Below are 21,635 nucleotides of genomic sequence, written 5' to 3'. Positions count from 1 at the left end.
GCACTCCAGGTTGTCAATACAGAGTGCCAAACAGAATTGTTGCGTAGTGTGAAGTCGAAAACGCTTCGGCTATCGAGTCGGGTTTCAGGAGTAGCGGATGAGTCAAGCAGGCAGTCATGCTGAGTCGGGGGGCGCGGCCAAGCCATTGGGGTTGCTGATCGCGGCCGTGGGCGTGGTGTATGGAGATATCGGCACCAGTCCGCTGTATACGCTCAAGGAGGTCTTTCAGGGCGGCTATGGGGTTCAGGTCACGCATGACGCGATACTTGGCGTGTTGTCGCTGATTTTCTGGTCGTTGATCTGGGTCGTGTCCTTCAAGTACATGGTGTTCATCCTGCGCGCCGACAACCAGGGCGAGGGCGGCATCATGGCGCTGACTGCGCTGGCGCGGCGTGCGACTGCCAGGTTTCCGAAGTTGCAGATGATGATGGTGGTCTTCGGTCTGTTCGGTGCCGCGCTGTTTTACGGCGACAGCATGATTACCCCGGCAGTCTCGGTGCTCTCGGCGATGGAAGGGCTGGAACTGGCGTTCGACGGTCTCGAAAACTGGATTGTGCCGATGGCGCTGGTGGTGCTGGTCGGGTTGTTCCTTATCCAGAAGCACGGCACGGCACGGATCGGCGTGCTGTTCGGGCCGGTCATGGTCATCTGGTTCCTGGTGCTGGCGGCTCTGGGTATCTACGGCATCCTGCATACGCCGGAAGTGCTGCACGCGGTGAATCCTTCATGGGGCGTGCGCTTCTTTGTCCTTCATCCGGGAATCGGCGTCGCCATTCTCGGCGCGGTGGTGCTGGCGCTGACCGGTGCCGAAGCCTTGTATGCCGACATGGGGCATTTCGGCCGCAAGCCCATTTCCCGCGCGTGGTTCATTCTGGTGTTGCCGGCACTGCTGCTCAACTATTTCGGCCAGGGCGCCCTGGTGCTGGAGCATCCCGAAGCGGTGCGCAATCCGTTCTACTTGCTGGCGCCGAACTGGGCGCTGCTGCCATTGATCGGACTGTCGACCATGGCGACCATCATCGCCTCCCAGGCCGTGATTTCCGGCGCGTTCTCCATGACGTTGCAGGCGATCCAGTTGGGCTATATCCCTCGCATGTATATCCAGCACACCTCCAGTGACGCGCAAGGCCAGATCTACATCGGTGCCGTGAACTGGGCGCTGATGGCCGGCGTGATCCTGCTGGTGCTGGGCTTCGAGTCTTCCGGCGCGCTGGCTTCGGCCTACGGTGTAGCGGTAACCGGCACCATGCTGTGCACCACGATCCTGGTGTCGTCGGTCATGTTGCTGCTGTGGAAGTGGCCGCCGCTGTTGGCCGTCCCGTTATTGCTGGGCCTGTTGCTGGTGGACGGTCTGTTCTTTGCCGCCAACGTTCCGAAAGTGATACAGGGCGGGGCATTTCCGGTTCTGGCCGGTGCGGTGTTGTTTATCCTGATGACCACCTGGAAGCGCGGTAAACAAGTGCTGGTCGAGCGCATCGACGAAGGCGGGTTGCCGTTGCCGATCTTCATCGGCAGCATCCGCGTGCAACCGCCGCATCGCGTTCAGGGTACGGCGGTTTTTCTGACTGCACGCTCGGACGCCGTGCCTCACGCGTTGCTGCACAACATGCTGCATAACCAGGTGCTGCACGAACAGGTGGTGCTGTTGACCGTGGTGTATGAGGATCGACCGCGGGTGCCGGTGAGTGAGCGATTCGAGATCGAATCCCACGGCGAGGGCTTCTATCGGGTCATTCTGCATTTCGGCTTTATCGACGAGCCGGACGTTCCCGCGGCGCTCGGCCTCTGTCAGCTTGCGGATCTGGATTTCAGCCCGATGCGCACTACCTATTTCCTGAGCCGGGAAACCGTCATCCCTTCGAACATGGAAGGCATGGCGCGTTGGCGCCGCGTGTTGTTCGCCTTCATGCTCAAGAACGCCAACGGCAACCTGCGGTTCTTCAAGCTGCCTTCCAACCGGGTGATCGAGTTGGGAACGCAGGTCGAGATGTAGAACTCGCCGGCCAGATACGAAAAATCCCGGTCACCTCACAGTGCCGGGATTTTTCATGCCTGGTTGAACGGCTTACTCAGCCGCAGGTTTGACCTGACGCTTGTCGATGGCGTCGATCAGGCGCTTGGCCAGGGCAGGGTAGTCCTCGTCGAAGTGATGGCCGCCGGGCAGCTTCACCGCTTCGCCGACCGCAGTAGAGTCGGTGCAGCCACTGGTCTTCGCCTCTTCGACGCCGTATACACAGAACACCTTGGCAGGCGGCAGCTTAGCCATTTCCGGACCGGTGATTGCTTCTTCGCCTGCCTTGCCCAGCCAGCCGTCAACGCGAATCTCGAAACTTCCGGAGCGTGCGAAGGCCAGCAGAATGATGCCGTCGATACGGTTCTGGTCTTGCGCTGCGAGACGGTTGTAGACCGCAGGCATGACGTCGGCGCCGAATGAATAACCGGCCAGGATGAAGCGCTTGGCACCCCATTTCTGACGATAGTGATTCATAAGATCTGTCAGATCGATGGCGGTCTGTTCCGGAGTTTTGTGTTCCCAGTAGTAGCGCAGCACATCGATGCCCACCACCGGATAGCCCATCTTCGCCATGTCGCCGGCCACGACCTTGTCCAGGTCGCGCCAGCCGCCGTCGCCGGACATGAACAGCGTTACTGTATCCGACGGTTTGCTGGCCGGGACTTCCACGATCGGAACGCCCAGCCCGCCGCCGTCGTTCTCACCCAGCAGCATATGGCGCAGTTCGGTGTTCAACACTTGCGGCAGAGGGATATCGTAGTCGCTGATGCTGGTAGCGGCATTTGCCTGATCCCGCACGAATGCGGCACTCGGATCGTCCGGCGCGTCGTTCCACGCGGCCAGCCAGTGGCCATGCGGCGCGGTTTGCGGGAGCGGCACGTCGCAGATGCGCGGTGGCGTGTCGCCTTCCTCCACTACCGGCGGCGGATTGGAAACATGCTCAAGGGCAAAGCCGACGGAGATCGCCTGGGCCTTGTCGTCCTTCTGGCCTGCCAGCCAGCGCCAGGCCAGGGTTGCGCCCGGGCCGATGCCGGCGACCAGCGCGGGTGCGCCGTCCAGGCTTTGCAGTGCCGTCTGAAACGTCTTCTGCTGCTGGACGCAACCATCCTTGGGCAGCACCACCTGAACGATGCGCGCCGAGGCATCCTTGCTGATGGCCAGCAGTTGTTTGTCGCTGAGCATCTCTTCGGCGGTCACCGCCAGGGCAATACGCGTCTTGACGCGGGTGGCGGGGGTCACGCTGATCAGCGCGGCGCCGTCATCCAGGGTCGAACGCTCGAGGCTGGCTGGCGGTGCCGGTCGGCTCCACAGCCAGACACCCAGGGCCACGAGAAATACACAGGCCAGTGCGATCAGCACATAGCGCCAGGAACGTCGAATCATCAGCGTTTCACCAATCCAGTCAGGCCGCCCGCAATCAGGGCGGCAGTGTCAGCCAGTGCCACGAGCGGATCGAGTCCGGCCGGCACGGCCATATAGCGGGGTTCCCAGTCCGGCTGGAACTTGTCCTTGAAGCGGCGCAGGCCCTGGAAGTTGTAGAGCTGTTCGCCACGACGAAACACCATTGAGCCCAGACGCTGAGTCAGGGGTGCGCCGCGCCGTGGTTGCAGGCCGGACAACGGCACCATGCCCAGGCTGAAGCGGGCATAGCCTTGCTGTTTGTAATGTTGGATCAGGCCCACCATCATGAATTCCATGGTCAACTTCGGCGCGTCCGGGTGAGCGCGCATCAGGTCCAGGCTTGCAAGTTCATGGCTGGAGGTTTCCAGCAGGTTGGCGAATGCCACCGGCTTGCCTTCGAAGTGAACGATGGCGATGCGGAAATACTGCAGATAGGCCGGGCTGAACCGGCCCAGGGAAAAGCCTTTCTCACGCACGTTCTTGCCGGTCAGCCAGGCGTCGGAGATCACCTTGAGTTCGTCTATCGGCGCTTGCCCTGTCTCATAGATCTCCAGCGACAAGCCGTCGCGACCGCCGCGATTCCAGGTGTAGCGCAGGTCCTTCATCTCCTTGCCCTTGGCGTCGATGTCGAACCGGCGCAGATCGACCCGGGCTTCTTCGCCCAGCTTGATCGCCGTCAGGCCGATGTCCATGTAGAACGGCAGGTTCTCTGCTCGTACCTGATAGAACACAGGGCGCGCGTGGTGGACGTCGCACAGGTCGCGGAACTGCCAGATCAGCTCGGCACGTTGCTGCGTCGGTCCGATCGGATCGTAGAGTGCGACCAGGCTGCGTCCGCGATGGGAATACATCAGGAAGGCGTTGCCGTCGGGATGAAACAGAATCGCCTTGTCGCCGGTCAGGACCAGGCCGCCATCCGGTTGGCTGGACGCCCTGAGAATCTCTGCCGCCTTCTTCAGGTCTTCGCTGTCGGGCAACTTGATCACCGGGCGTGCGGTGCGCAGCAGCCAGGTCAGCGATACCACCACCAGCAGCACCGCGCTGCCCAGCGCTGAGCGCAGGCCGCGCGGCGCATCGGCATCCAGGGTGAACTGCCACCAGAGCTGATGGCTGTAGGGCACATCCTGATAGGCGAACAGCAGCAGCCATATAGAAGCACCGACCACGCAGGCGCTGGCAATCAGGTAGAGCGGCGAGAATGGCAGCTCCAGCAATCGGCTCGGGCGATAGAACGAGCGACGAAACGTAGCCAGCAAGGCTGCGGTCAGCAGCAGCAGACTGGCTTCTTCCCAGTCAAAGCCTTTGAGCATCGAACACGCCGCACCGACCAGCAGCAAAATGACCGTCAGCATCCAGGCTGCCGAAAGGCGCCTGCGCAGCCCTTGGGCCAGCAGCAGGCACAACACACCCACCAGGCTGGCGCCGAAGTGCGACGCGTCGATCAGGCGATGGGGAATCATGAAGCCGACGCTTTCCAGGCGAGTATCGATTTCAGGAGTGGCGCCAGAGAAGAGCAGCACCACCCCCGACAAAAAAACCAGTAAGGCCAGGATCGGGGCTGCAAGCCCGGACGCGACCCGGATTGCCTGCTTGGTAGGCAGCAGGCGTTGCGCTTCGGTGAACAGCAAGGTCAGGCATGCCAGCAGCAACGGCAACACTACATAGATCAAACGGTACAGCAACAGCGCGGCGGCCAGCGGCGCGGCGCCCAGTTCGTTGGCAAAGGCCGCCAGCAGAATGGCCTCGAACACGCCGACGCCGCCGGGCACATGGCTGAGCACCCCGGCGGCCAGCGCCAGCAGGTAGATGAGCATGAACGCGCCCAGGGGCGGCGCCTGCGGTAGCAACAGATACAGCACCAGCGCCGCAGCCGCCACGTCCAGGGCGGTGATCACCAGTTGGATCAGGGTCAGGCGCAAGTCCGGCAGGCGCAAGGTGCGGCGTCCGGCGCGGACCAGGATGTTGTGCGGAATATCCTGTTCCGGCAGGCGGCGGCGATACACCGCGACCGCCAGCAAGGCGCTGCCGATCAGCACCACGATGGCAACCACAGCCAGCACGCTGACCGGAAGCTTGAGTGCCAGCGAGGCGCCGGACAGGTTGCTCAGGGTGGCAAGCGCAGCCAGAGGCGGTAGCGCGCAACCCAATGACAGGCTGGCGAACACGGTCATCCGGGCGATTTCCATCGCACCTACGCCGTATCGGGAATAGAGGCGGTAACGCACCGATCCGCCTGAAAGCATCGACAGGCCCACCGCGTTGCCGATGGCGAACGAGGTAAATCCGCCCAGGACCAGTGTGCGGGTTGGCAGCTTGACGTTGGCATAGCGGCTGGCCGACAGCTCGTAACCCATCAGGATCACGTAGCCGATCACGGCCGCCAGCAGCGCGCCGCCGAGCGAGGGCAGGGGCACTGCGAACAGGGCATCGCGCAGTGCATAGAAGTCCATTTCGATCAGCATGTGCCGACAGGCGATCAGCGCCATGCCGAACAACATCAGCATGACCGCCAGGCCAATGGGCTGTCGGTATTTGCTCAGCCACTCAAGCCAGCGCAGGCTGGTACGAGGGATCGGTTGATTCGCAGCTTCTGCTTCATTGGAATCTGACGGGTTATCGCGCATCAATCACTCCTTGGATCGTGCGCGACAGGATGGAGGTATACAGCCAAGTTACCAATCCCTACGCAAAAAATATTTCGAGATGTTAGCGCGTGAACGTCTAACGAGCGAATAGCCAGTGCAGCGGGGTGAGGCTGTCCCGCTGTGATTCAGCTGTGATTCAGCTTAGTAACCATCCTATCGGCAGAAGAATAAAAAACTGTCGAGGGGATCGGCATCCGACGCGGGCGGGACGAGAGCGTTTCCGCAGAGCAAGCGTTATTGCCTTGGGTATCAGGCGGTTAGCCGCAGGGACGGGACCTTTTTCTTGCACGCACAAAAAAGGCCACTCTTTCGAGTAGCCTTCTTTGATGTTTGGTTGCGGGAGCCGGATTTGAACCGACGACCTTCGGGTTATGAGCCCGACGAGCTACCAGACTGCTCCATCCCGCGTCTGTGTGGCGGCATTCTACAGTGGAACGCCAGGGTGTCAACCGCTAATACTGAAAACCGGCAAATGAGTGGTTTTTAATGATCGGCGGGCCTAAGTGACTAGGGCGAAAGGATTTTGCATGGTTGTGTAGAAGCGGATCGCCGTGCGGTCCGCGCTCACATCATCCTCCACAAAACCTGCGCGCACAAAAAAGGCCACTCTTTCGAGTAGCCTTTTTTGATGTTTGGTTGCGGGAGCCGGATTTGAACCGACGACCTTCGGGTTATGAGCCCGACGAGCTACCAGACTGCTCCATCCCGCGTCTGTGTGGCGGCATTCTACAGAGGAACGCGAGGGTGTCAACCGTTAATTCTGGAAAACTGCTTTTTCTTCAATTGGTTACCCTCTGCCCACACTGGTCCGGGCGCGCTGCGGCGCGTGCCGCACGGGCGTTTCCCGCAATGAGCGCTGTCTTTTCTGATCCTGTGGGCGACGTTTAACCTTCAATCGACGTGTCACATCGCGACGCCAATGAGATACTGCGCGGCCCATTGTCAGTTAAACGCTTCAGGCTATCGATGCAGCGCAAGATCATCCATATCGACTGTGACTGCTTTTATGCAGCCATCGAAATGCGCGACGACCCGAGTCTCGCGGGCAAGCCGCTGGCGGTGGGTGGCGCTGCGGACCGCCGCGGGGTGATCGCGACCTGCAATTACGAGGCGCGAGCCTATGGCGTACGCTCGGCGATGTCCTCTCACCACGCGTTGAAGCTGTGTCCGGACCTGACTATCGTCAAGCCACGTTTTGATGCCTATAAAGAAGCATCGCGGGAAATCCACACGATCTTTCGCGACTACACCGATCTGATCGAGCCGCTGTCTCTGGACGAGGCTTATCTGGATGTCTCACAGGCCAGCCATTTCGCTGGCAGCGCGACCCGCATCGCCCAGGACATTCGCCGCCGAGTCTCGAACCAATTGCATATCACCGTCTCGGCCGGCGTGGCGCCTAACAAATTTTTGGCCAAAATCGCCAGCGACTGGAAGAAGCCCAACGGTTTGTTCGTCATTACGCCCGACAAGGTCGAGGAGTTTGTGGCTGTGCTGCCGGTCAACAAACTGCATGGTGTGGGCAAAGTGACTGCCGACAAGCTCGCACGATTGGGGATTGCGACCTGCACCGATCTGCGTAGCTGGAACCGATTGGCGTTGGTACGGGAATTCGGCAGCTTTGGCGAGCGGCTCTGGAATCTCGCGCATGGAATTGATGATCGTCCCGTGCATAACGATAGTCGGCGTCAGTCAGTGAGTGTCGAAAATACCTACGACAAGGACCTTCCGGACCTGGCTAGCTGTCAGGCCAAGTTGCCGGCCTTGCTGGAGACCCTGGAAGGCAGAATCACGCGCATGGAAGGGCAGTATCGTGCCGGCAAGCCGTTCGTAAAGGTGAAGTTTCACGATTTCACTCAGACGACGCTGGAGCAGGCTGGTGCGGGAAGGGATCTGGGCAGTTATGAGCAGTTGCTGGCTCAGGCCTTCGCCCGGGGCAACAGGCCGGTTCGGTTGCTGGGCATCGGTGTGCGTTTGCACGACCTGCGCGCCGCCCATGAGCAACTGGAATTATTTGCCCGATAGAGGCTCCGGTTCAGAGCCTCGGTCGTCAGGGTTTATTGTGCAGAAGGCGCGACCAGTCGACCGGCATCCTTGGCCAGGGCTTTGAGAAACTCAGCTTGCAGTTGCGGATCGTTGCGGGTCAGTTCGATCAGGCTTTGCTCAAGTTCACTGGCCTGTTCTTCCAGCCCCAGCTCCGAGAGGCGCTTGACCCGATGAACCCACTGGCTGACCTCGTCATCTTCCAGATCGTCATAGATCAGTGCATGGGCTTCCAGCAGCTTGCCCCGTAGCGATCGGCTGACCGGCAGGCTAGCGTCGGCACGCGCGTTGTCCTGCTCATCTTCCACGTTGATGTAAAGACGAGTGACACGACTCAGGTCCTGTTCGGCGAACGGGCTGTCGAGCAGGTTCACACGCAGAACACCATTACGGTCGGTACTCAACTCGTGGGTTTCATTGCCCGCCTTGACCAGCACCGGGCGCTCGTTCCACGGCAGCGTCGAGTTTTCGATGCGCTTGTCAGTCTGCACTTCGTCGATCCCGGCCAGGTTCTGCTGGGCGCGACCGTTGGACGGTGCATTCATGAAAGGATTGAGCCCGGCCACGCCGTAGCTGATCCAGTCGCGGGTCACGCTGTCCGGAAGAGTGCCCAGCGCGATGATATTGACCACGTTAGCGCCGACACCGGCGACCACTGCGACCGCGCCCAGGGGAATCTCGTAGATTTCCCGCCAGGGCTGGTAAGGCGTATAGCGATCGTAATGGCGGGTTACTTCGAAGTCGGTGACCTCGAAGGACTTGTATTCGTGGATCCGCACGCGACGCTGCGGCAGCTCCAGTGTCTTTGGCTCACCGAGATCGACCTGCAGCTTGTGCTCAAGCAGTTTCCGCTCGATGCGCTCTTCATGCTCACTGCGCTGAGACAAGTGATTGGCACAACCGCTGACCATGAAAGCGCCGCACAGGACGACGCTGCCGAGGGTTAAGGTGCTTGGTTTGAACATGGGATCTCTTGATGCGGATAGGGCGGGGTGACAGGCGTGCCCCGGCGAATGTTCGCCGGGGCACAAGCCGGTCAGCGCTTCACGCGGCCCTTGATGAACGACAGCACGTCTGCAACCGCAATGGCTTGAGGTTGCGACTCGGTTCGACTCTTGTACTCAAGATTGCCTTCGGCCAGGCCGCGGTCGCTGACCACGATGCGATGCGGAATACCGATCAGCTCCATGTCCGCGAACTTGATGCCCGGGCTGGTTTTCTTGTCGCGGTCGTCGAGCAGCACTTCGAAACCGGCGGCAGTCAGCTCGGCGTACAGATTGTCGGTCGCCTCGCGCACCGCGTCGGTTTCGTAGCGCAGCGGCACCAGGGCGATCTGGAATGGCGCCAGGGTGTCATTCCAGATGATGCCGTTCTCGTCGCTGTTCTGCTCGATGGCCGCGGCGACCACGCGGGAAACGCCGATGCCGTAGCAGCCCATGGACAGGTTGACCGGCTTGCCGTTCTCGCCCAGCACCTGGCACTTCATCGCTTCGCTGTACTTGGTACCCAGCTGGAAGATATGACCGACTTCGATGCCGCGCTTGATTTCCAGCGTGCCCTTGCCGTCCGGGCTCGGGTCGCCGGCGACCACGTTACGCAGGTCGGCAACGGTCGGGACCGGCAGGTCGCGTTCCCAGTTGACGCCGAAGTAGTGCTTGTCGTCGACATTGGCGCCTACGCTGAAGTCACTCATCAGCTCGACGGAGCGGTCGATGATGCACGGCAACGGCAGGTTGATCGGGCCAAGCGAGCCGGCACCGGCGCCGATGGCGTCGCGCAGCTCGGCATCGGAGGCCATGACCAGCGGGCTGGCGACCTGCTCCAGTTTGGAGGCCTTGATTTCATTGAGTTCGTGATCGCCACGCACGATCAACGCGATCAGCTTGCCTTCTTCGGCTGCATGGACGATCAGCGTCTTGACGGTCTTCTCGATCGGCAGGCCATAACCTTCGACCAGTTGGGCGATGGTCTTGGCGTCCGGGGTATCGACCAGGCGCAGCTCTTCGGTCGGTGCAGGCCGCGACGTCTCGCGCGGCACGGCTTCGGCCTTCTCGATGTTGGCGGCGTAGTCCGACGCATCGCTGAACACGATGTCGTCTTCACCGGATTCGGCCAGTACGTGGAACTCGTGGGAACCTGCACCGCCGATCGAACCGTTGTCCGCCTCGACCGGGCGAAATTTCAGGCCCAGGCGAGTGAAGATGTTGCTGTATGCCTGATGCATGCGGTCGTAAGTTTCCTGCAGCGAAGCAGGGTCGGCGTGGAAGGAGTACGCGTCCTTCATGATGAATTCGCGACCGCGCATCAAACCGAAGCGTGGCCGGATCTCGTCACGGAATTTGGTCTGGATCTGGTACATGTTGATCGGCAGCTGCTTGTAGCTGTTCAGCTCGTTGCGCGCCAGATCGGTGATGACTTCCTCGTGGGTCGGACCCAGGCAGAACTCGCGGCTGTGCCGGTCGACCAGGCGCATCAGTTCCGGGCCGTATTGTTCCCAACGCCCCGATTCCTGCCAGAGCTCGGCAGGCTGGATGCCCGGCATCAGAATTTCGAGCGCGCCGGCAGCGTCCATCTCCTGGCGAACGATGGCTTCTACCTTGCGCAATACACGCAGGCCCATGGGCAGCCAGGTGTAGAGGCCGGAAGCCAGTTTGCGGATCATGCCGGCACGCAGCATCAGCTGATGGCTGACCACTACCGCATCGGAAGGAGTTTCTTTCTGTGTGGCGAGCAAAAATTGACTGGTGCGCATGGTTGGCCGTTGTCGGTTGCTGTGACTGGAAATGACCCGGCATTGTACGGCGGTGTGCCGGTCGCGTACAGGGCGAGGCGGCCATGCAGGGCGCATCAGCAGGTTATTGATGCTGCAAGAAAAAACCCGGCCAGTGCCGGGTTTTTTCAATGGAGCGAGTTGCCTGGACGATTACAGGATCGAAATCGGGTAGTCGACGATCAGGCGGAACTCGTTGACATCGCCTTCGCCCTGATCGGCGTTGGCGCGGTGCCAGGCTTGACGGATGCGGAAGGACAGGTCTTTGGCCGGGCCGGTCTGAAGCACGTATTTGGCTTCGAAGTTGGTTTCGTGGTGTCTGCCGTCGGCGCCGTAAAGCGGGACGCCGGTTTCGGAATTGCGATACGCAGAGTCCGTTGGCGCCTTGGTGCCGTCGATGTCGGTACCCTTGATGTAGCGGGTCATGAAGCTCAGGCCCGGAACGCCGTAGGGCGCCATGTTCAGGTCGTAACGAATCTGCCAGGACTTCTCGCCAGGACCGTTGAAGTCGGAGTACTGGATCGAGTTGTTCAGGAAGATCGAGTCGCCGCCGCGGTTGTTATCACCAATACCGATGTAGTCGAACGGGGTGTCGCCGTGGACTTTCTGGTAGGCCAGGGTCAGGGTGTGCGCTGCTGCGAACGAGTAGGCAACCGAACCGGACCAGGTGGTGTTGCTGATCGAGCCGGCTTCGGCACTGCCTTCATCCGTAGTGCGATAGATATTCGCATCGAAAGCCAGCGACTGGTCATCGCTCAACGGCAGGGCGTAGTTCACGTTACCGTAGTATTGATCCCAGATGTCTTCGAGCTTGGCGGCGTAGAACGCAACACCCAGGCTGTCGCTGATGGCATATTTGCCGCCCACGAAATCTGCGCTGTTAGCTTCGACGCCGGCATAGTTGGCAAAGATGGCGCCGCTGTGGGAGGTGTCGTCCTGACTGGTGCCGGAGTAGAAATGGCCGGCTTCCAGATCAAGGCCTGTGATCTCGCTGCTTTGCAGGCTCAGGCCGCTGGCGGTCTGTGGCAGCAGGCGGGAACCGCCGACCGCGAATACAGGGGAGGTAGGCTGCATGTCGCCGACCTTCAGCTCGGTTTTCGAGACGCGGAACTTGACCGCGCCGCCTACCTTGCCCTGAGTCTCTTCGTTTGCTCCTGAGCTGCTGCTGACAAGGTTGCCCGAACCCGAGTACTTGTCCGGCCCCCACAGCTTCAGACCAAAGTAGCCGAATGCATCCACGCCTACGCCGACAGTGCCCTGAGTGTAGCCGGAGGAGAAGTTGGCCCAAAGCCCTTGGGTCCAGTCACGGTCGTCCTGGTTGCCGTCGCCTTTCTTGTCACGGTTGTAATAGTAATTGCGCAGCTTCAGATCAAAGGCGCTGCCCTCGACAAAGCCCTTGGCTTCAGCTTGATCGCTGACGAACGGCGCGGCCGTTGCCAGTTGTACGCTGGCTGCCGTAACGGCCAGTGCGATTGCGCTCCACTTCATCACTCTCATCGTGATTGCTCCTTTGGTTTTTCAGAAGAGTTCTGCCGTCCCACCTGTTTTTTTATCTGGGCGGCTCTTTCTTTTTTGTGTCGGCGGAAAATCTATATCACGCTGACCAGGGTTGCGATTGCTACAGCTTTATCCTTGCGGAATCTTTACGGCGGTGTCGCTACCGGTTGCGTTCAGGTCGCTTGCAGCGCACCTGCGTTCTGCCGGGCCGCCAGACATTCTCGCCGGTTCAATGCCTGTTTTCCGCCAGGTGCCGAACCGATCTGTGGGTGATATAGCAACAAGCGTGCTCAAAGTTCCGCCAAATCGAAAAAAAACGTGAAAATTCACTCGCTACCTTGAGTCTCTTCGCTAATACCCTGTTTTTCAGCAGGTTTTGTCTCGAAAAAAGTCTGCTTGCGCATCATGGGGTTTATCTGAATGACGGGTTGTTACTGACCGTTTGTTACCGCCGCAAGGGTATGTGGGTAATTTTTGGATATCCCGGCCGGTCTGGGCCTGGGTCATTGGGTTGTTTTGGTGCACTGGCCATGCACGGTGCCTGAACTTGGGTCAGCGCCGCGGGGGTCGTGCACGTTCACGAGCGTTCTGCTTCATTTGTAGGCTCCAGAAGCATGCATCGCCGATCTTTTAACCGGTCAGGCGACGGCCGGTTATGCGGCGGGAGGGTTTTCGGCGTCGGTGCGAGACTCAAATCGGTGCAGCGGCAGCGGGCGGGGAGACAGGATGGTGCGCGTGGCGACGGTGGTCCGCGCGTGTCGGCCGGTCCAATCCCGCGTATCCTTCGACGCATTACCTGGCGCCGCCGGCTGCGGCGCGCCAGTCATTCATCTGCTGATCAGGAGTTTCATCGTGTTCGTTCTGGATCCGCGTCTTTTGCAAGACACCCTGCCTCTGGGCGACTTCCCGCTCTGCCGGCTGCTGCTCTCCAATGATTCCAACTATCCTTGGTTCATTCTGGTGCCGCGTCGTGCCGACATCAGTGAGGTATTCCAGCTCGAGCCGGTCGATCAGCTGCGGCTCTGGCAGGAGACCACCGTCCTGGCTGAGCGGCTCAAGGAGGTCTTCGACGCTGACAAGCTCAACGTGGCGGCATTGGGTAACGTGGTCAGCCAGCTCCATATGCATGTCATCGTCCGTAGGCGTGACGACATTGCATGGCCTGCGCCGGTGTGGGGCAGGCATCCAGCCGTTCCTTATACGGACGAGCAACTGGAGGCAATCAGGGAAAAGTTGAAGCAGGTTTTGAGTGATGATTTTCGGTTTGAGGGGTAACCACCATGAGCCTAGATGAGCGAGTCATGGAACTGGAGAGTCGTCTGGCTTTTCAGGACGATACGATCCAGGCATTGAACGATGTACTGGTGATTCAGCGTCGCGAGCTGGATTACCTGCAACAGCAAATGGCGGCAATGCTCAAGCGGCAGGAGGAAATCGGCAATCAGTTCGAGACCTTCGAAGAAGATGTTCCGCCACCGCATTACTGACCGGCATAAAAAAACCGCGACCCTGAGGCCGCGGTTTTTTTATCGGTGAAGCGGATCAGCGACGTGGCAACGCCGCAATCACGTCTTCGGCTTGCAGGCCTTTGTCACGGTTCATGACCGAGAATTCGACACGCTGACCCTCGACGAGAACCCGGTGGCCTTCGCCGCGGATAGCACGAAAGTGCACGAAGATATCGTCACCGGAATCGCGGGAGATGAAGCCGAAACCCTTGGACGTGTTGAACCACTTCACGGTGCCGGTATCCCGATTGCCCAGGTCATGGCTCTGTGGGGCAGGCGAGGCGGACGGACGGTAGAAGCTGATGGCCAGATGCAGCGCCACCGCGGCCACCGCGATCAGCAGGCTGACCATGATTGCCGGCTGGCCGGCGAAGGCCTGCAGTGGGACCAGCAGGGTCAGCGTCTGGGCGACGACGGCGATGACAAGCAAGGCACTGACAAGATTTTGCAATTTGTAGCGTGAACCACGGTGCCAGCGCGGAATCACTGGAGCGATCAGCAGATTGAGAAGGCCGAAGAACGCCAGGTAAAGCGCATCGGGCTGTTGCAGGTAGGACGAAAACGCTTCACTGCGCAGGCTGGGTATGAAGGAAAGCAGCAAGGCCGCTGCCCCCGTTACCAGGTGGACGATTTTCAACATTTTAAAAAGCTCACATGTAAGAAGGATCACAAGAAAAAGCCGGGAACGCCCGGTACGCTTCTGGAAAATTGAAGGCGCGATGCACGAGCGAAAGACGGCCTGCGCACTGCAGCCGGATGGCAGGCCTGCAATGACACGCCGTGTATTTAACAGCAAAGCCTGATGCTACTCAAATCAAGTACATGCGCAGCATGCGGTGTTTTTCAGGGCGCGCCTGGCCGGCTTCCGAAAGGGGCTCCAAGACCCCTGATCCAGAGCCTTCCTGCGCTTGGGCAGGGATGTTTCCGAAAGGCCGGCCTGGTGCGCTGCAGACGCCGGACCATCGCCGCTCGGGCAATTTCCTGAATCGATGTGCTGATCTTTATCCTTCAGGGCACAGAAAGCTGCACCCCCCTGGGATCTCTTGATAGAGTAGTCCTTGTTACCGCTTTCCAATCCTCATTAAAAAAGGGCATGAAACATGGCAATCGATATCGGTATCAACGAAGAGGATCGCAAGTCGATCGTGGACGGCCTGTCGCACCTGCTTTCGGATACTTATGTGCTGTATCTCAAGACTCACAACTTTCACTGGAATGTCAGCGGGCCTATGTTCCGCACGCTCCACTTGATGTTCGAAGAGCAATACAACGAGCTGGCACTGGCGGTCGACTCCATCGCGGAGCGTATCCGGGCATTGGGTTTTCCGGCGCCGGGCACTTATTCGACCTACGCTCGTCTGTCTTCCATCAAGGAAGAAGAAGGTGTACCAAGTGCTGAAGACATGATCAAAAGTCTGGTGCAGGGTCAGGAAGCTGTAGTCCGCACCGCGCGTAGTATTTTTCCTCTGTTGGATAAAGTAAGCGACGAGCCGACGGCCGACCTGCTGACCCAACGTATGCAGGTGCATGAAAAAACTGCATGGATGCTGCGTTCGATGCTCGAAAGCAAGTAATCTCGCTGGACGAGTGGCATCAACTGCCGCTCGTCCCCGAAGCCGCGTCAACGCTTCGTCTGCGTGCTCCCTGCGATCAGCGACCATGCCCCGGTTGCGGCTGGGTGGAAGAGTAGCTCGATCGAGTGCTCAAAAAGTATATAAATATTAAACGCCCTGCAAACTTTATATTCAGGTATGTCTGTGCGGTAGTGCACTATTCCTTAGTAAACTGTAGTTATGTCCTACAACATTCGCGTGCATGCTCTGCTGGATATGGCCTCGATATTCGGGCTTGATAGCGCTTACATTTATGTATTTATAAATGTTTCCTTCAAGTTATCGAATTACGTTGTCCAGAGGGTACTGTCATGGTTCGAGGTGTTGAACGCGGGGTAAAAGATTCAAATCGCAGTGTGGCTATAAGTGATGATCCATTTGTCGAAGGCTTCAACATGAACCTGGCCCAGCCGTATTCGAAGTCGGTCCGGCTCAATGGGCTGGCGACCTGCCTGCGGCTGGAGAAGGTGTATTGGAATATTCTGTCGGCGATAGCGCAGTCCAATAATTGCTCGGTCAATGCCGTGCTTTCCTATATCGACCGGGAGGTTCACCTGCGCTACGGCGGCGTGAAGAATTTCAGTGGTCTGATTCGCGTGGTCTGTGTTTCCCATCTGATCAAGGCCGGCTGCCTGGATCTGAGCAAGGCCTAGCTGCATTTTTCCCCCGATTCCGCGGGCTCGCCTCCGAGCGAGCCTGCCATTACGGCGGCACGGGCAGTGCGTCCGGGCGCCGGGCCGTGAGACGAACTTATCCTGGCTGGATAGGTTCGTTCGGCTGCACGGCTGCGATTAACTCTATATAATCCTTCGCCTTGCTGACGGGCGTGACTCTGGGTGGGCGGGGACTGGCTTGAACTGTATGCCGGTGCCTTGCACTATTGAGCCCAGGCCAGGAGCGAAAGCCCCACCGAATTTCGAATTACGAGAAGTGAAAACACCATCATGATGCGCAGCCATTATTGCGGCCAACTGAACGAGAGTCTGGAAGGTCAGGAAATTACCCTTTGCGGATGGGTCCACCGTCGTCGTGACCACGGGGGCGTTATCTTCCTCGATATTCGCGACCGTGAAGGCATGGCCCAGGTGGTGTTCGATCCCGACCGTGCCGATACCTTCGCCGCTGCCGACCGTGTGCGCAGCGAATATGTGGTCAAGGTTGTCGGCAAGGTACGTGCGCGTCCTGCCGGTGCCGTCAACGCCAACATGGCCTCCGGAGCCATCGAAGTGCTGGGCTACGAGCTGGAAGTATTGAACGAGTCCGAGACTCCGCCATTCCCGCTCAACGAGTTCTCCGACGTCGGTGAAGAAACCCGCCTGCGTTATCGCTTCATCGACCTGCGCCGTCCGGAAATGGCCGAGAAGCTGCGTCTGCGTTCGCGCATCACCACCAGCATCCGCCGCTACCTGGATGACAACGGTTTCCTGGACGTCGAAACGCCGATCCTGACTCGCGCCACCCCCGAGGGTGCTCGCGACTACCTGGTGCCGAGCCGCACACACCCGGGCAGCTTCTTCGCGTTGCCGCAGTCGCCCCAGCTGTTCAAGCAACTGCTGATGGTGGCCGGCTTCGACCGTTACTACCAGATCGCCAAGTGCTTCCGCGACGAAGACCTGCGTGCCGACCGTCAGCCTGAATTCACTCAGATCGACATCGAAACCAGCTTCCTGAACGAAGAAGACATCATCGGTCTGACCGAAAAGATGGTGCGTCAGCTGTTCAAGGAAGTGCTGGACCTGGAATTCGGCGACTTCCCGCACATGACCTTCGAAGAAGCCATGCGTCGTTATGGTTCCGACAAGCCGGACCTGCGCAACCCGCTGGAACTGGTTGACGTGGCCGATCAGCTCAAGGATGTCGAGTTCAAGGTGTTCAGCGGCCCGGCCAACGATCCGAAATGCCGCATTGCCGCCCTGCGCGTTCCAGGCGGGGCAAGCATGCCGCGCAAGCAGATCGACGATTACACCAAGTTCGTCGGCATCTACGGTGCCAAGGGCCTGGCGTACATCAAGGTCAACGAACGCGCCAATGGCGTTGACGGCCTGCAGTCGCCTATCGTCAAGAACATCCCGGAAGCCAACCTCAATGTGATCCTCGATCGCGTTGGTGCGGTGGACGGCGACATCGTGTTCTTCGGTGCGGACAAGGCCAAGATCGTCAGCGAGGCCCTGGGCGCGCTGCGTATCAAGGTCGGTAACGACTTCAAGCTGCACACCTGCGAGTGGGCGCCGATGTGGGTCGTCGACTTCCCGATGTTCGAAGAGAACGACGACGGCAGCTTCACCGCCTTGCACCACCCGTTCACGGCGCCTAAGTGCACCCCGGAAGAGCTGGAAGCCAACCCGGCGACCGCGCTGTCCCGTGCCTACGACATGGTGCTCAACGGCACCGAGCTGGGTGGCGGTTCGATTCGTATCCATCGCAAGGAAATGCAACAGGCGGTATTCCGTCTGCTGGGTATCAACGAAGACGAGCAGCAGGAGAAGTTCGGCTTCCTGCTCGACGCCCTGAAGTACGGCGCACCGCCGCACGGTGGCCTGGCGTTCGGTCTGGACCGTCTGGTCATGCTCATGACCGGCGCCCAGTCGATCCGTGAAGTGATCGCCTTCCCGAAAACCCAGAGCGCTGCGGACGTCATGACCCAGGCGCCGGGCGTGGTCGATGCCAAGGCATTGCGCGAACTGCACATCCGTCTGCGCGAGCAGCAAAAGCCGGAGTGATGCGGGCAGGGCGCGTCGCTGCGGCGCGCCCTGATGTTGTTCTTGAATTGAGTGAAGCCTTTTGCAGGCTGGTTTCTGCGAAAGGTGAAGGTGTTTCAAAAGAATCTGGAGCAAGAGATGGCAGGTCATTCTAAGTGGGCGAACATCAAGCACCGCAAAGAGCGTCAGGATGCCAAGAAAGGCAAGATCTTCACCAAATGGATTCGTGAACTGACTGTCGCCGCTCGTCAGGGCGGCGGCGACCCGGGCTCCAACCCTCGTCTGCGTCTGGCGCTGGACAAGGCCCTTGGTGCCAACATGACGCGTGACACCATTGATCGTGCGGTGGCGCGCGGCGTCGGGGCCTCCGATGGCGATGATGTCGTCGAGCTGGGTTACGAAGGTTATGGTCCTGGCGGGGTGGCGGTGATGGTCGAGGCCATGACCGACAACCGCAATCGCACCGCGGCTGCCGTTCGCCATGCATTCACCAAGTGCGGCGGCAACCTGGGGACGGATGGGTCGGTTGCCTACCTGTTCGATCGCAAGGGTCAGATCTCCTTTGCCGCCGGCGTGGATGAAGACGCACTGATCGAAGCGGCCATGGAAGCGGATGCGGATGACGTGGTGAGCCACGAAGACGGTTCCGTCGATGTGTTCACGTCGTTCTCCAGCTTCTACGCGGTGCGTAATGCCCTGGAGGCTGCCGGCTTCAAGGCGGCCGACGCCGAGATCGTCATGCTGCCGACCACCAGTGCCGTGCTCGACCTGGAAACCGCGGAAAAGGTACTCAAGCTGATCGACATGCTCGAAGACCTGGATGACGTGCAGAACGTCTATTCCAACGCGGAAATCCCTGACGAAGTCATGGAGCAGCTCGGCTGACTGCGAGCTGCAAGGGTTACATCGGGGCCGGAGGCACGAAGCGATGATCATCCATCGCTATCGGCCTCCGGCTTCTGCCTTTATGCTGCGCTCATTGTGACAAGACCCATCTTCAAGCTGCAGGCGTTATGACACTTATTCTAGGTATCGACCCCGGTTCGAGAATTACCGGCTATGGCGTTGTACGTGATACCGGGCGTGGTTGCGTCTACGTGGCGTCGGGTTGCATCCGTACCGGCGGTGGCGAGCTGCATGAGCGGTTGCAGATCGTGTATCGCGGTGTGCGGGAAGTCATCAGCACCTACGGCCCGGTGACCATGGGGATCGAAAAGGTCTTCATGGCGCGTAATGCCGACTCGGCCCTGAAGCTGGGGCAGGCCCGGGGTGCGGCCATCGTGGCTGGCGCCGAGGAATCGCTGGAGATCGCCGAGTACACCGCCACCCAGGTCAAGCAGGCGGTAGCCGGGACGGGTGGGGCGAACAAGGAGCAGGTGATGATGATGGTCATGCATCTGCTGAAACTGACGCAGAAGCCGCAGATCGACGCCTCCGACGCGCTGGCCATCGCGTTGTGCCATGCCCACACCCGCTCCAGCCTGATTCCCCATGGGTTGAACACTGCGCGCAGTCGCGGCGGGCGGTTACGCCTCTGACTGCATCATTCGCACGCATTTTTTTACTTGCAGGTCTGCCATGTCCTGTAATGATTGTGCCCAATCTTGTCGCGCGAGCGACGGGCTATTCGAAAGGATCTGATTCGTGATTGGACGTTTACGCGGTTCACTGGCCGAGAAGCAGCCTCCGCATCTGGTGCTGGACGTCAATGGCGTCGGCTATGAGCTGGAAGTGCCCATGACCACGTTGTATCGGCTGCCTCATGTGGGTGAACCAGTGACCTTGTTCACTCATCTGGTGGTTCGCGAAGACGCGCATCTGCTGTACGGTTTTCATGAAAAACGCGACCGTGAACTGTTTCGGGAACTGATTCGCTTGAACGGCGTAGGCCCCAAGCTGGCGCTGGCGCTGATGTCGGCGCTGGAGGTGGATGAGCTGGTGCGTTGCGTTCAGGCTCAGGATACCTCGGCGCTGACCCGTGTTCCGGGCGTCGGCAAGAAGACTGCCGAGCGCCTGCTGGTGGAGCTCAAAGACCGCTTCAAGGCCTGGGATGCGTTGCCTGGAACCTTTACGCTGGTCTCCAGCGGGCCGAATCCGCTTGAACCGGTGGCGACCGCCGAGGCTGATGCGGTCAGCGCGCTGATTTCCCTGGGTTACAAACCGCAAGAGGCGAGCAAGGCCGTCTCTGCCATCAAGGATAAAGGCTTGAGCAGTGCAGATCTGATCCGACGTGCGTTGAAGGGGATGGCATAAGTGATTGAAGCCGACCGCCTGATCACCGCCAGCAACGGCCGTGACCGAGAAGAGCAACTGGACCGTGCCATCCGGCCCTTGAGCCTGGCCGACTACATCGGTCAGCCGACCGTGCGCGAGCAGATGGAACTGTTCATTCAGGCTGCCCGTGCTCGCAGCGAATCTCTGGATCACACCTTGATCTTCGGCCCGCCGGGGCTGGGCAAGACCACCCTGGCCAATATCATCGCCCAGGAAATGTCGGTCTCGATCAAGAGCACGTCAGGGCCGGTGCTGGAGCGTCCGGGTGACCTGGCGGCGATCCTGACCAATCTCGAACCCAATGACGTGCTGTTCATCGACGAGATCCACCGGCTCTCGCCCATCGTCGAGGAAGTGCTGTACCCGGCGATGGAGGATTTCCAGCTCGACATCATGATCGGTGAAGGCCCGGCGGCGCGGTCCATCAAGCTGGATCTGCCACCGTTCACCCTGGTGGGTGCCACGACCCGTGCCGGAATGCTCACCAACCCGCTGCGCGACCGCTTCGGCATTGTTCAGCGCCTGGAGTTTTACAGCATCGCCGACCTGTCGACCATCGTTACACGCTCGGCTGGAATCCTGGGGCTGGTGATCGAGCCTGAAGGTGCATTCGAAATCGCCCGTCGTGCCCGTGGCACGCCACGTATCGCCAACCGTTTGCTGCGCAGGGTGCGGGATTTCGCTGAAGTGCGCGGCAATGGGCAGATTACCCGGCAGACCGCGGACAAGGCTTTGAACCTGCTCGACGTGGACGAACACGGCTTCGATCATCAGGACCGGCGGCTGCTATTGACCATGATCGAAAAGTTCGACGGCGGGCCTGTCGGAGTCGACAGCCTGGCGGCGGCCATCAGCGAGGAGCGGCACACCATTGAAGACGTGCTGGAACCCTATCTGATCCAGCAGGGCTACATCATGCGCACGCCTCGCGGGCGCGTGGTGACAAGGCACGCGTACCTGCATTTCGGGCTGAATATTCCTTCAAGAATGGGAGACATGCCCGTCGCCGAGGATCTTGTGAATGGCACAGCCGATCAGTAGCCTTGCGATCGACTTATTCCGGGTTTGCGTGGTCAGAATGCCAGTCTCGACGCCGAGACACCTGATTGGCTGTAAATGGTTGAAAAACAGTTGCCTCACCCGATTGGCAACCTGAGGAGTAAGCACTAGA

The 21,635-nt window shown here is 59.7% G+C and carries 17 protein-coding genes, 2 tRNA genes and 1 pseudogene; 11 read left to right on the top strand and 9 right to left on the bottom strand.

What is annotated here, in order from left to right; genetic code table 11:
* The first annotated feature begins 97 nt into the window (after positions 1–97).
* Entirely contained in the window at positions 98–1,993 is a 1,896-nt protein-coding gene (locus tag EGJ27_RS08485) for a potassium transporter Kup (RefSeq protein WP_125830282.1), read from the top strand.
* A 72-nt stretch (positions 1,994–2,065) separates the two neighbouring features.
* Here the strand turns inward: EGJ27_RS08485 and EGJ27_RS08480 are convergent, their stop codons facing one another.
* The 4 genes from EGJ27_RS08480 to EGJ27_RS08465 form a co-directional block, all read right to left on the bottom strand.
* A complete protein-coding gene (locus tag EGJ27_RS08480) occupies positions 2,066–3,397 on the bottom strand; it encodes a virulence factor family protein (RefSeq protein WP_125830281.1) in 1,332 nt (443 codons plus the stop codon).
* Positions 3,397–6,039, bottom strand: coding sequence for a bifunctional lysylphosphatidylglycerol flippase/synthetase MprF (mprF, locus tag EGJ27_RS08475; protein ID WP_125830280.1), 2,643 nt, complete (start codon positions 6,037–6,039; stop codon positions 3,397–3,399). The genes EGJ27_RS08480 and mprF overlap by 1 nt, the downstream gene beginning before the upstream one ends.
* A gap of 352 nt (positions 6,040–6,391) precedes the next feature.
* Positions 6,392–6,468: transfer RNA gene (locus EGJ27_RS08470), tRNA-Met, on the bottom strand.
* Between the two features lie 225 nt (positions 6,469–6,693).
* Positions 6,694–6,770, bottom strand: a tRNA-Met gene (locus EGJ27_RS08465).
* Between the two features lie 256 nt (positions 6,771–7,026).
* Between EGJ27_RS08465 and dinB the strand changes: the two genes are divergently transcribed.
* Positions 7,027–8,085 carry a DNA polymerase IV gene (gene dinB / locus EGJ27_RS08460; RefSeq protein WP_125830279.1) on the top strand — a complete coding sequence of 353 codons (1,059 nt, stop codon included), beginning with the start codon at positions 7,027–7,029 and terminating at the stop codon, positions 8,083–8,085.
* Positions 8,086–8,117: 32 nt separating this feature from the next.
* Here the strand turns inward: dinB and EGJ27_RS08455 are convergent, their stop codons facing one another.
* From EGJ27_RS08455 to EGJ27_RS08445, 3 genes are all read right to left on the bottom strand, one after another.
* Positions 8,118–9,068: a hypothetical protein gene (locus EGJ27_RS08455; RefSeq protein WP_125830278.1), complete on the bottom strand. Its 951-nt coding sequence runs from the start codon at positions 9,066–9,068 to the stop codon at positions 8,118–8,120.
* A gap of 71 nt (positions 9,069–9,139) precedes the next feature.
* Positions 9,140–10,855: a proline--tRNA ligase gene (locus EGJ27_RS08450; protein ID WP_125830277.1), complete on the bottom strand. Its 1,716-nt coding sequence runs from the start codon at positions 10,853–10,855 to the stop codon at positions 9,140–9,142.
* 171 nt (positions 10,856–11,026) lie between these two features.
* Positions 11,027–12,370, bottom strand: coding sequence for an OprD family porin (locus EGJ27_RS08445; protein ID WP_125830276.1), 1,344 nt, complete (start codon positions 12,368–12,370; stop codon positions 11,027–11,029).
* Positions 12,371–13,222: 852 nt separating this feature from the next.
* Between EGJ27_RS08445 and EGJ27_RS08440 the strand changes: the two genes are divergently transcribed.
* Positions 13,223–13,645 (top strand): HIT domain-containing protein, encoded by a 423-nt coding sequence (locus EGJ27_RS08440; RefSeq protein WP_125830712.1) that lies wholly within the window; start codon positions 13,223–13,225, stop codon positions 13,643–13,645.
* A gap of 5 nt (positions 13,646–13,650) precedes the next feature.
* Positions 13,651–13,857 (top strand): SlyX family protein, encoded by a 207-nt coding sequence (locus EGJ27_RS08435; RefSeq protein WP_125830275.1) that lies wholly within the window; start codon positions 13,651–13,653, stop codon positions 13,855–13,857.
* Positions 13,858–13,912: 55 nt separating this feature from the next.
* Here EGJ27_RS08435 and EGJ27_RS25295 read toward each other — a convergent pair whose 3' ends face one another.
* Complete coding sequence (locus EGJ27_RS25295; RefSeq protein WP_004667445.1) at positions 13,913–14,134, bottom strand: cold shock domain-containing protein; 222 nt, start codon at positions 14,132–14,134, stop codon at positions 13,913–13,915.
* Between the two features lie 105 nt (positions 14,135–14,239).
* Positions 14,240–14,518 (bottom strand): annotated as a pseudogene (locus EGJ27_RS25290) (cold shock domain-containing protein membrane protein); the annotation flags it as partial.
* Between the two features lie 460 nt (positions 14,519–14,978).
* Between EGJ27_RS25290 and EGJ27_RS08420 the strand changes: the two are divergent.
* From EGJ27_RS08420 to ruvB, 7 genes are all read left to right on the top strand, one after another.
* On the top strand, positions 14,979–15,452 hold the full coding sequence (locus tag EGJ27_RS08420) for a Dps family protein (RefSeq protein ID WP_125830274.1): 474 nt from the start codon (positions 14,979–14,981) through the stop codon (positions 15,450–15,452).
* A gap of 350 nt (positions 15,453–15,802) precedes the next feature.
* On the top strand, positions 15,803–16,144 hold the full coding sequence (locus tag EGJ27_RS08415) for a ribbon-helix-helix domain-containing protein (protein ID WP_177522982.1): 342 nt from the start codon (positions 15,803–15,805) through the stop codon (positions 16,142–16,144).
* Between the two features lie 291 nt (positions 16,145–16,435).
* Positions 16,436–18,211 (top strand): aspartate--tRNA ligase, encoded by a 1,776-nt coding sequence (aspS, locus tag EGJ27_RS08410; protein WP_125830272.1) that lies wholly within the window; start codon positions 16,436–16,438, stop codon positions 18,209–18,211.
* A 117-nt stretch (positions 18,212–18,328) separates the two neighbouring features.
* The gene (locus EGJ27_RS08405) at positions 18,329–19,075 is read left to right on the top strand and encodes a YebC/PmpR family DNA-binding transcriptional regulator (protein ID WP_125830271.1); all 747 of its coding nucleotides are present in this window, start codon (positions 18,329–18,331) and stop codon (positions 19,073–19,075) included.
* A gap of 128 nt (positions 19,076–19,203) precedes the next feature.
* Positions 19,204–19,728, top strand: a complete 525-nt coding sequence (gene ruvC, locus EGJ27_RS08400; protein ID WP_125830270.1) for a crossover junction endodeoxyribonuclease RuvC — start codon at positions 19,204–19,206, stop codon at positions 19,726–19,728.
* 106 nt (positions 19,729–19,834) lie between these two features.
* A complete protein-coding gene (ruvA, locus tag EGJ27_RS08395) occupies positions 19,835–20,443 on the top strand; it encodes a Holliday junction branch migration protein RuvA (RefSeq protein WP_125830269.1) in 609 nt (202 codons plus the stop codon).
* Complete coding sequence (gene ruvB, locus EGJ27_RS08390) at positions 20,444–21,505, top strand: Holliday junction branch migration DNA helicase RuvB (RefSeq protein ID WP_125830268.1); 1,062 nt, start codon at positions 20,444–20,446, stop codon at positions 21,503–21,505.
* The last annotated feature ends 130 nt before the right edge of the window (positions 21,506–21,635 follow it).

Source organism: Pseudomonas sp. v388 (assembly GCF_003935425.1).
Classification (GTDB): Bacteria; Pseudomonadota; Gammaproteobacteria; order Pseudomonadales; family Pseudomonadaceae; genus Aquipseudomonas.
This window is presented reverse-complemented; position numbering and strand designations above follow the sequence as displayed.

Bases quoted from the DNA above. Each gene is read 5' to 3' on its own strand.
- EGJ27_RS08405 (WP_125830271.1), top strand. From the start codon at position 18,329: ATGGCAGGTCATTCTAAGTGGGCGAACATCAAGCACCGCAAAGAGCGT.
- EGJ27_RS08435 (WP_125830275.1), top strand. From the start codon at position 13,651: ATGAGCCTAGATGAGCGAGTCATGGAACTGGAGAGTCGTCTGGCTTTT.
- EGJ27_RS08420 (WP_125830274.1), top strand. From the start codon at position 14,979: ATGGCAATCGATATCGGTATCAACGAAGAGGATCGCAAGTCGATCGTG.
- EGJ27_RS08445 (WP_125830276.1), bottom strand. From the start codon at position 12,370: ATGAGAGTGATGAAGTGGAGCGCAATCGCACTGGCCGTTACGGCAGCC.
- EGJ27_RS08455 (WP_125830278.1), bottom strand. From the start codon at position 9,068: ATGTTCAAACCAAGCACCTTAACCCTCGGCAGCGTCGTCCTGTGCGGC.
- EGJ27_RS08485 (WP_125830282.1), top strand. From the start codon at position 98: ATGAGTCAAGCAGGCAGTCATGCTGAGTCGGGGGGCGCGGCCAAGCCA.
- dinB (WP_125830279.1), top strand. From the start codon at position 7,027: ATGCAGCGCAAGATCATCCATATCGACTGTGACTGCTTTTATGCAGCC.
- ruvC (WP_125830270.1), top strand. From the start codon at position 19,204: ATGACACTTATTCTAGGTATCGACCCCGGTTCGAGAATTACCGGCTAT.
- aspS (WP_125830272.1), top strand. From the start codon at position 16,436: ATGATGCGCAGCCATTATTGCGGCCAACTGAACGAGAGTCTGGAAGGT.
- EGJ27_RS08480 (WP_125830281.1), bottom strand. From the start codon at position 3,397: ATGATTCGACGTTCCTGGCGCTATGTGCTGATCGCACTGGCCTGTGTA.
- EGJ27_RS08450 (WP_125830277.1), bottom strand. From the start codon at position 10,855: ATGCGCACCAGTCAATTTTTGCTCGCCACACAGAAAGAAACTCCTTCC.
- EGJ27_RS08415 (WP_177522982.1), top strand. From the start codon at position 15,803: ATGGTTCGAGGTGTTGAACGCGGGGTAAAAGATTCAAATCGCAGTGTG.
- mprF (WP_125830280.1), bottom strand. From the start codon at position 6,039: ATGCGCGATAACCCGTCAGATTCCAATGAAGCAGAAGCTGCGAATCAA.